Consider the following 9352-nt stretch of genomic DNA (forward strand, 5'->3'; position numbering starts at 1 on the left):
CAGTCATCGCAGCAGGCAAGGCATCAAAATGATCCTAGGTATCGGCACCGATCTGGCAAATATCGAACGTATCCAGAACACGCTAGACCGCTTTGGCGACCGCTTTCGCAATCGGGTTTTCACGGACGTTGAACAGCAAAAGGCCGAACGCCGCCGGGATGTGGCCGGAACCTACGCCAAACGCTGGGCCGCAAAGGAGGCCTGTTCAAAAGCGCTTGGCACAGGGCTGCGGATGGGGATCGCGTGGCGTGATATGGCGGTCAGCAACCTGCGCACGGGGCAGCCGGTAATGCAGGTGACCGGATGGGCCGCTGAACGATTGGCGCAGATGACCCCGCCGGGTCACGAGGCGATCATCCACGTCACGCTGACTGACGATCACCCCTGGGCGCAGGCATTCGTGGTGATCGAAGCGCGTCCGGTCCCAGAACATCAATCACAAGGTGTATTGTGATCCGCCACACCCCTGAATCCCCCCTTGGATCGCTTGACTTGGCCGGGTCCTGCCCGCATGTAACCCCAAACTGATTATCAGGAGCGCCGCCATGGCCGCCAAAGAGAAAACTGGCAACGCGTTTGTCGAAACCATCAAAACAATCGTCTATGCGCTGGTTATTGCAGGCGTGTTCCGCACCTTGTTTTTCCAACCTTTCTGGATCCCGTCCGGGTCGATGAAAGAGACATTGCTGATCGGTGACTTTCTCTTCGTCAACAAGATGGCATATGGCTATTCATACGCGTCCTGCCCCAGCATCATGGTGCCCCGTTTCGGCATTGAAATCGACGCCAAGGATATCTGCGGTGCGTTCGACGGCGACAACACGCGGCTGTTCGCATCCCAGCCAGAGCGTGGCGATGTGGTGGTGTTCCGTCACCCCGTGTCGGGCCGCGATTACATCAAGCGTCTGATCGGTTTGCCGGGTGACAGAATTCAGGTGACCGATGGCGTCATCAGCATCAACGGCACGCCTGTCACCCTGCGCCCCGATGGCGTGTTTGAGGAAGAGATGACGCGCCAAGGCCCCCAGGGCATGCGCCCGCGCTGTGAAAACGGCGCCATCGGAGAAGGTGGCATATGCGAGAAATCGCGCCAGATCGAGGTGCTGCCCAACGGGGTGGAACATCCGATCCTGAACATCGGCAACCAGGCGTCTGACAACACGGGCATCTACTCTGTGCCTGAAGGCCATTATTTCTTTATGGGCGACAACCGGGACAATTCCGCCGACAGCCGTCTGGCCCAGCAGGCCGGTGGCGTGGGCTATGTCCCGTTCGAGAACCTGATCGGCCGTGCGGACCGGATCATGTTCAGTTCCGGGGGGCGGTCCATGCTGTTCTTCTGGACGTGGCGTGGCGACCGTTTCTTTAAAGCAGTCAAGTGAAGCTGAGCGCGGATCTTCGGGCCTTTGAGGGGCGCATCGGGTACAAGTTCAGCAAGCCTGAACTTTTGATCCGTGCTGTTACCCATGCGTCCATGTCGTCGGCCAACCGTGATGATAACCAGCGGTTGGAGTTCTTGGGCGACCGTGTGCTGGGGCTTGTGATGGCCGAAGCGCTGCTGATGCTCGACCCCAAAGCGACCGAAGGGCAATTGGCACCACGGTTCAATGCCCTTGTGCGCAAGGAAGCCTGCGCCGATGTCGCGCGCGAGATCGACATGGGGGCCGTGCTCAAACTTGGCCGCTCGGAAATGTTGTCGGGCGGACGGCGCAAGCAGGCCCTGCTGGGGGATGCGATAGAAGCCATTATCGCCGCCGTCTATATGGACGGTGGATTTGATGCGGCACGTGATCTAATCATACGGTTGTGGGGCGATCGGGTGCAAACCGTCAAGCAAGACGCACGCGATGCGAAGACCGCCTTGCAGGAGTGGGCGCAGGCGCGTGGCTTTCCGCCGCCGTCCTATGTTCAGACCGACCGGCAGGGGCCGGACCATGCACCGGTATTTACCATTACCGCCAAGGTGCAAAACGGAGCCAGCGCAGTTGCGGTTGCGCCCTCGAAACGTCAGGCTGAACAAGCCGCTGCCAAACTTCTGTTGGCGAAACTGGAGAATAACACATGACCACCCGCGCCGGCTTTGTCGCCCTGATCGGTGAGCCCAATGCGGGCAAATCCACGCTGCTGAACCGAATGGTGGGCGCGAAAGTGTCTATCGTGACCCACAAGGTGCAGACCACCCGCGCCCGTATCCGGGGCGTTGCCATGGAAGGCGCAAGCCAGTTGGTTTTCGTTGACACGCCGGGCCTGTTCCAGCCGCGCCGTCGTCTGGACCGCGCAATGGTGGCCGCCGCCTGGGGCGGTGCCGCGGATGCGGATGTGGTCGTGCTGCTGATCGAGGCAAACCGCGGGATCACCGAAGGTGTCGAGCGTATCCTCGAAGGGCTTGATGGTATCGGTGAGGGACGCAAGGTTGCGCTGGCCATCAACAAGATCGACCGGGTCGAAGCGCCTGTGTTGCTGGGGCTGAGCAAGGAAATCAACGAACGTTTCCCATTTGCCGAGACATTCATGATCTCGGCCGAGCGGGGACACGGGGTTGATGCGTTGCGCACTTGGCTGGCCGGAGAATTGCCGGAAAGCCCGTGGTTGTACCCCGAAGACCAGATTGCTGACCTGCCCATGCGGATGATTGCCGCCGAAATGACGCGCGAAAAGCTGATCCTGCGACTGCATCAGGAGCTGCCATATCAGTTGACGGTCGAGACCGAGAATTGGGAAGAGCGCAAGGATGGCACGGCCCGGATCGACCAGCTGATCTATGTGATCCGCGACGGTCACAAGGGGATCGTTTTGGGCCATAAGGGCGAGACGATCAAATCCGTCAGCAAGGCCGCACGGGAAGAGCTGGAAGAGTTCCTGGGCCGCAAGGTGCATCTGTTCTTGCAGGTCAAGGTACGTCCGAACTGGCTGGACGAGGCCGAGCGCTATACCGAGATGGGGTTGGAGTTCAAGGACGGCAATGTCTGATTGCTGTGCAGCCCGGCCCTTCGGGGAGGATTTATTTCCATTTGGAATTCGGGGTGCTGCATGGCGCGGCTGACGGCGCGATTTTGGATCGATGCCTATCTGGCGCGTTTGCGGGTCTATGATATTCCGGCCTTTGTCGTTGCGCATGGTGATGACACTGGCGGTGCCGTTTTGGTGAAGCTGGCAACGCTGGATGGCAAGGCAGTCTTGTTTCAGCGCAGCTTTGATCTAATGAGCGGCGCGCGTGCCTGGGTCGAGATGGCGAGTGGCAGCGAGGCAGAGGTTGATGCATCGGTCGCGCGGCAGCGCGAGTTTGATCCCGATCTTTGGGTGATCGAAGTTGAAGACCGGCAAGGGCGGCATCTGCTGCATGACGAGGGCCTGATCTGATGGAGTGGCGCGATCAGGGGATTTTGCTGAGCGCGCGGCGACATGGGGAAACGTCAGCCATCATCGAAGTGTTTACGCCGACGCAGGGCCGTCACGCGGGCATCGTCCGAGGCGGAACCAGCCGCAAGATTGCACCGATACTGCAGCCCGGAGCGCAGTTGGACGTGGCGTGGCGGGCGCGACTTGAGGGGCATATCGGCGCGTTCACGGTCGAACCTGTGCGCAGCCGCGCAGTTTCCGCGATGAGCGACCGGCTGAGCCTTGCGGGGCTGAATACGGTGACGGCCTTGCTCTCATTTTGCCTGCCCGAGCGCGAACCCCATCCGCCGCTTTATCATCGGACCCAGGCCCTGTTGGATTTGCTGGACCAAGGCGATCTGTGGCCATTGGCCTATCTTCAGTGGGAATTGAGCCTGCTTGAGGAGATGGGCTATGGGCTTGATCTGACGGCATGTGCAGTGACCGGGGCGACAGACGCGCTGGTGTTCGTGTCGCCAAAATCCGGCCGGGCCGTCACCCGCGAAGGGGCAGGGGAATGGGCCGACAAGATGCTGCCGCTGCCGCCCGTTCTGTTGGGAGAAGGCGAGGCGCGCGATGATGAGATTTTGCAAGGGTTCAAAACAACCGGATATTTTCTGGAGCAACATCTCGCGCGAAATCTGGGGGGCAGGCCCTTGCCGGAGGCGCGGGCGCGATATGTCGATGCGTTCAGCCGCCAGATTTGAAGACCATGGTCAGCCCGTCAGGGTTCGACAGGATCATCGTGTCTCCCAACACTTCGGAAAGCGTCGTTTGGGACAGAGCGTTGAAGAAAGCGGTTTCTTCGGCCAAGCCGGGGCATATCCGCTTGGTCGCGGCAAGGTTTTCGATATCGAACCAAGGGTATGGCGTGGCCATTCGACCAGCGAAGACATTGCAGGGGCCTGTCCCTGAAATCCGGTTTTGCGGCTGGAAGGACAGGGCGGTTTCGGCGCTGAAGGGGCTGCCGTTCAATTCGGTCAGGATCCAGGTTTTGTCCGCGGCACCATACTGGCGGACCGTTTCGTCACGATCACAGGCACCGATCACCATGAGACTTAGGAGCAGGGAAGTGGTACGGATCATGTGATGCTGCCTTGCAGTAGGCTTGGCGCAGGTCTGCCCGCGCCAAGCCGATGGGGTTGTGTCAGCCAAGAACGCGGCGGGCGATCACCTGTGCCTGAATTTCGGCGGCACCTTCAAAGATGTTCAGGATGCGGGCATCACACAGCACGCGGCTGATCTTGTATTCAAGCGCAAAGCCGTTGCCGCCATGGATTTGAAGCCCGTTGTCAGCCGCTGCCCAGGCAACCCGTGCGCCCAGTAGTTTGGCCATCCCTGCCTCGACGTCGCAGCGGCGGCCTTCGTCCTTTTCAAAGGCCGAGAAATAGGTCAGCTGGCGCGCTACCATGATTTCGACGGCCATCATCGCCAATTTGGAGGATACCCGTGGGAAGTTGATCAGGGACTTGCCAAATTGCTTGCGGTCGATCGCATATTGCATCGAGATATCCAGCGCGGATTGTGCGACGCCAATGGCGCGGGCAGCGGTCTGGATTCGTGCGGACTCGAACGTCTCCATCAACTGCTTGAAGCCTTTGCCTTCTTCACCGCCCAGCAGGTTTTCCCCTTTGACGTGGAACCCGTCGAACGCCAGTTCGTATTCCTTCATGCCGCGATAGCCAAGCACTTCGATTTCGCCACCGGTCATGCCATCGGTGGGGAAGGGGTTGGCATCATCGCCGGGTGTTTTTTCGGCAAGGAACATGGACAGACCTTTGTAATCTGTCGTGTTCGGGTCGGTCCGCGCGAGCAGTGTCATCATATGAGTGCGCGCCGCATGGGTGATCCAAGTCTTGTTACCGGTAATCCTATAGTCCTCACCATCCTTGACCGCGCGTGTGCGCAGCGATCCAAGGTCGGACCCGGTGTTCGGTTCGGTGAAAACAGCGGTCGGCAACGTCTCGGCGCTTGAAATGCGGGGCAGCCATTTGGCTTTTTGTTCGTCCGTGCCCCCCGCGATGATCAGTTCAGCGGCAATCTCGGAACGTGTGGCAAGCGACCCAACGCCGATATAACCGCGCGACAGTTCTTCTGAAACGACGCACATCGAGGCTTTGGACAAGCCGAAGCCGCCAAACTCTTCGGGGATGGTCAGGCCGAAGACACCCATTTCGGCAAGTTCGTTGATCACCTCCATCGGGATCAATTCATCCTTGAGGTGCCATTCGTGGGCGTAGGGTTCGACCTTGTCGATGGCATAACGGCGAAACTGCTCGCGAATCATCTCGAGCTCTTCATCGAGGCCGGACCGCCCTACGGTGATGTTGGCGGACTGTTCTTGCATCAGTTCAACCAGACGGGTGCGGGCCGCTTGGGTATTGCCGTGCTGGGTCAGCTGTTGAATGGCGGGTGTTGTCAAACCGCCCTGTGCATCCTGACCCAAGCCCATATCGTGCAGGCGCAGAATCTCGCCCTGGTTCATCTGGATGCCGCCATAAATCTGCCAGAGGTATTCGCCGAACGCGATCTGGTGAATCAGCTGTTCCGTTTCCCCGAACACCCCGTCAGCATTGAGCTTTTCCGCCCAAAGCTGCATCTGGTTCAAGGCTTGTGCATATGTCGCCAGCCAGGCCAAGCCATGTGCAGCGGTTTGATTGGCTTCGACCAGGCCGTTGGACACACGACCATCAACCGATACCAGCGCGCGCACCGACGTTTTGGCCTGTTCGAGGATTTCATCGACCGGCGGCAGCGCCTCGGCGGTGAGTTTAAGCAAATCTTCGAGGATGATCTGTGATCCCATTATCAAGTCCTGTCCATCATGAGCCATCTGTACGGTCCTTTTCCAATATGAGGGGGGCATAAACCTTTCGCAGGTGCAGCACAATAAAGATACGTTTCGGCGCGTCAAAATGGTCTAAAATTGCGCAGTGGATTTCTGGTGCGCTCACTGTCCAAGCTGATATGAGATGCAAATGGACGCATTTTTCAGTTTCTTAACCCCGCATGAGCTGGCTTTGGCCTTTGGTGTCGCGATTGTCGCCGGATTTATCAAGGGGATGGTGGGCTTCGCCATGCCGTTGGTGTTGATCTCTGGCCTGACGATCTTTTTGCCACCGGAATTGGCGCTTGCGGGACTAATATTCCCCACCGTTGCGACCAATCTGTTTCAGGCACTGCGGCAAGGCATCAAAGCAGCATGGGCGTCGACGAGATTGTTCAAAGTGTTCCTGATCTCGGGGGGAATCATGCTGCTTTTGTCTGCGCAGCTTGTGCGCTTCCTGCCGGCCCAGACCATGTTGCTGGTCATTGGTGTGTTCATCACCCTGTTCGCTCTCTGGCAAATCAGCGGGCGGAGTTTTAATCTGGCGCATCGATCCAGCCGGGTCGAGGTGCTGGTGGGCGGGTTTGCAGGCGCTGTCGGCGGCGTCTCCGGCGTTTGGGGGCCGCCGACGGTAGCGTATCTTACAGCGCTCGGGACGGCCAAGCAGGACCAAATGCGCATACAGGGCGTTATTTACGGGCTTGGCGCGGTGGCGTTGGTGTTCGCGCACTTTGGGTCGGGTGTCCTGAGGGCTGAAACGGTACCGTTTTCCATCTTCATGATACTCCCCGCCCTAGCCGGAATGTGGCTGGGCAGCCAGGTCATGGACCGGATCGATCAGGCATCCTTCCGCAAAGCGACGCTTTTCATTCTCGTCATCGCAGGCGCGAATCTGGTGAGACGCGGCCTGTTAGGCTGAAACCTTCAGCTTTGACGTGCGACAGTCACACCTGAAATGTCTTCGATAAAGGTGACGATACGGGATTTGATCGCATCATCCTTGATCGATGCCAAAGCACTTACGATCTCGATGCTCGGGTCGCTTTTTGGCGCGTCATTGGTGTTGTCGTGCAAGCCCTCGAAGAAAAACGACGGCGAAACATCAAGAATCTGCGCCAGTTCGAACAGTCTGCTGGCTGCGACACGGTTTGAACCGATTTCGTATTTCTGAATTTGTTGAAACGAAAGCTTAAGCTGCTTGGCTACATCTGTTTGCGAAAGACGGCGCAACGTGCGGATCTGTTTCAGCTTCTTACCGACGTGGATGTCTACAGGATGGGACATGATCACTAATACCTCTGGTTGTTGTAGCACAGTCATCCACTAAAATGCCCAATACGATCAATTGGATAGATTTTTTCAATTTAAGGTTACAAACCTTCCATGGATGTATTATATATAGTTGATTGATGTATTATTAATTTACCATTGAGGTCAAATGAATAAGGTATCCGAAATCAGGGGAGATCCTGCAGATTCAGTGAAAGCTCCCGCATTACTGTATGAAATGATCCGGTCATTTGTCGTACTTGCCGGAACGTTGAACCTTAGCCATGCGGTCAAACAACTTGAAAGTACCCGTCAAACGGTAAGGCGTCACATCGCCCACTTGGAAGAGATCATGGGGGAGGCGTTGTTTGAAGTTGATGACCGCCGCTATCAACTTACCGAACGAGGCCACGAAGTTTTACCCGAAGCGACGGATATCATGGCTCGGGGCAAGATATGGGTGCAGGGCAACAGCCGTCATGTCGGCGGCCTGCTTCGCCTGTCGCATGAGGCACCGAACGGCTGGAATTTCTACCAGCAGCAGCAGCCGTTGACCCAGATCTGGGACGGTGAATCCGACATGTTGCGGGACGTTTTCACCGCATGGGTCAACAGTAAGGGCGAGTTGGAGCACCCGAATTTCCAAGCTCTTCGCCCTTATGTGCTGGTTTACCGTGATTCGCCGAACGGCTGGATCTGTATCGAATTGGGTCAAGAATCCTTTTATACAAAGTGGTGGGGCTGGAAGAATGCGCGCAGCAGCATCGGTCGTCCGCTCGGGCAATTTCCGGGAGGGCCTGAATTTGAGGCGATGTTGAATGCGCCGTTCCGCGAAGTGCAGGCCAATGGCGGTGTGCGCCTTGACGAGGTGGTCACCCAAATACCAAGGAAAGAGGGCGCGAAGCCTATCCCATTGGCATATAAAAGACTTTTGATGGCAAGCAGGTTTCCCGACCGGAGTTTCGCATTGATTGCCGCAATTGACAGGTCTCGATATATCTCGATTGCGGGACTGGATCAGAGCACTCTTGACGTGATGCCGTCCGATGCAATTGTAGCCTTCTAGCGCCTAATCGCAAAAACCAAGCAACCGTTTTGTATTTGAGCTAAACTTTGATGAATGACACATCAAAGGAGTTCCTCAAGTGACGCTACATAGTTTTCAAGACGGTGAACGGTTTATTGCCAGCAGTACTGGTCTGCTTCAGCAGGCGGGAATAACGCTGACCGTTGGATATGATTTCGACATTTACAAAGAAGTCCTTACAGCGGCGCGGCCGGGGCACGTGTTGGGAATGCCTTTTGACCCGGCCCTGCATGAGATGAACAAGGACAATGCGTTCTGGATCGTCGGTCACAACGAAAAGGGTGACATCATGCACACGCAGGCCATGCGGATGCTTGACCTCAAGGGGAACACTTTGGCGGAACACCTGCGGCGGTCTTTTATCGAATTCCCACCCCCTGGCGTAGACATCGACTTGCAGCGGTCGCGCTATCGGGCGGGCCCCGGGGCGCAAAGAATAGCGGGTCAGGTTTGCTACCACGGAGAGTTCTGGGTCGGTGCCACCCCGCGTGAATTCCGCAATGCGGGGCTGTCTTCGGTCTTGGGGCGTTACGCGTTCTGGCAGGCAATCCAGCACTGGAACCCGGATTACATCATTGCCTTCATGCAAAATTCTGTTGTGTTCAAGGGCTTCCCGGCACGGCATGGCTATATGCATACGGAACCGGGCACGCTGCGGTGGTTCTTGTCGGGGCAGGACACACCTGTCGAAGGCTTCATGTCCTACATGAGCAGCGACGATCTGCGGTTCATTCTTGAAATGCCACTTTCGGATTTTGTCGCCCAAGCGGCGTAGAGTTTTCGGGTCAGAA

General features: G+C 57.3%; 12 protein-coding genes. 9 read left to right on the top strand and 3 right to left on the bottom strand.

Annotated elements, in window-relative coordinates; translation table 11 throughout:
- The first annotated feature begins 28 nt into the window (after positions 1-28).
- The 6 genes from acpS to recO all read left to right on the top strand — a co-directional run bounded on the left by acpS (position 29) and on the right by recO (position 4085).
- Entirely contained in the window at positions 29-454 is a 426-nt protein-coding gene (gene acpS / locus RGAI101_RS15225; protein ID WP_008228361.1) for a holo-ACP synthase, read from the top strand.
- Between the two features lie 91 nt (positions 455-545).
- Positions 546-1382 (top strand): signal peptidase I, encoded by an 837-nt coding sequence (gene lepB, locus RGAI101_RS15230; protein ID WP_008228540.1) that lies wholly within the window; start codon positions 546-548, stop codon positions 1380-1382.
- Entirely contained in the window at positions 1379-2065 is a 687-nt protein-coding gene (gene rnc / locus RGAI101_RS15235) for a ribonuclease III (protein ID WP_008226087.1), read from the top strand. The genes lepB and rnc overlap by 4 nt, the downstream gene beginning before the upstream one ends.
- Positions 2062-2970 (top strand): GTPase Era, encoded by a 909-nt coding sequence (gene era, locus RGAI101_RS15240; protein WP_008226997.1) that lies wholly within the window; start codon positions 2062-2064, stop codon positions 2968-2970. Before rnc ends, era begins: the two co-directional genes overlap by 4 nt.
- 60 nt (positions 2971-3030) lie before the next feature.
- Positions 3031-3360, top strand: coding sequence for a DUF1491 family protein (locus RGAI101_RS15245; RefSeq protein WP_008229068.1), 330 nt, complete (start codon positions 3031-3033; stop codon positions 3358-3360).
- On the top strand, positions 3360-4085 hold the full coding sequence (recO, locus tag RGAI101_RS15250; protein WP_008225305.1) for a DNA repair protein RecO: 726 nt from the start codon (positions 3360-3362) through the stop codon (positions 4083-4085). The genes RGAI101_RS15245 and recO overlap by 1 nt, the downstream gene beginning before the upstream one ends.
- Here the strand turns inward: recO and RGAI101_RS15255 are convergent.
- Both RGAI101_RS15255 and RGAI101_RS15260 read right to left on the bottom strand, forming a co-directional pair.
- Positions 4069-4464, bottom strand: coding sequence for an META domain-containing protein (locus RGAI101_RS15255; protein ID WP_037228454.1), 396 nt, complete (start codon positions 4462-4464; stop codon positions 4069-4071). The genes recO and RGAI101_RS15255 overlap by 17 nt on opposite strands.
- A gap of 61 nt (positions 4465-4525) precedes the next feature.
- Positions 4526-6211 carry an acyl-CoA dehydrogenase family protein gene (locus tag RGAI101_RS15260; RefSeq protein ID WP_037228456.1) on the bottom strand — a complete coding sequence of 562 codons (1686 nt, stop codon included), beginning with the start codon at positions 6209-6211 and terminating at the stop codon, positions 4526-4528.
- A 145-nt stretch (positions 6212-6356) separates the two neighbouring features.
- Between RGAI101_RS15260 and RGAI101_RS15265 the strand changes: the two genes are divergently transcribed.
- On the top strand, positions 6357-7124 hold the full coding sequence (locus RGAI101_RS15265; protein ID WP_037229681.1) for a sulfite exporter TauE/SafE family protein: 768 nt from the start codon (positions 6357-6359) through the stop codon (positions 7122-7124).
- A gap of 5 nt (positions 7125-7129) precedes the next feature.
- Here RGAI101_RS15265 and RGAI101_RS15270 read toward each other — a convergent pair whose 3' ends face one another.
- Positions 7130-7489 (bottom strand): helix-turn-helix domain-containing protein, encoded by a 360-nt coding sequence (locus RGAI101_RS15270; protein WP_037229683.1) that lies wholly within the window; start codon positions 7487-7489, stop codon positions 7130-7132.
- Between the two features lie 154 nt (positions 7490-7643).
- On the opposite strand from RGAI101_RS15270, the gene RGAI101_RS15275 reads away from it, so the two are divergent.
- Both RGAI101_RS15275 and RGAI101_RS15280 read left to right on the top strand, forming a co-directional pair.
- Entirely contained in the window at positions 7644-8540 is an 897-nt protein-coding gene (locus RGAI101_RS15275) for a helix-turn-helix domain-containing protein (RefSeq protein ID WP_254655283.1), read from the top strand.
- A 79-nt stretch (positions 8541-8619) separates the two neighbouring features.
- A complete protein-coding gene (locus tag RGAI101_RS15280; RefSeq protein ID WP_008228030.1) occupies positions 8620-9336 on the top strand; it encodes a hypothetical protein in 717 nt (238 codons plus the stop codon).
- The last annotated feature ends 16 nt before the right edge of the window (positions 9337-9352 follow it).

It is taken from the genome of Roseobacter sp. GAI101, from assembly GCF_000156335.1.
Lineage (GTDB): Bacteria > Pseudomonadota > Alphaproteobacteria > Rhodobacterales > Rhodobacteraceae > Sulfitobacter.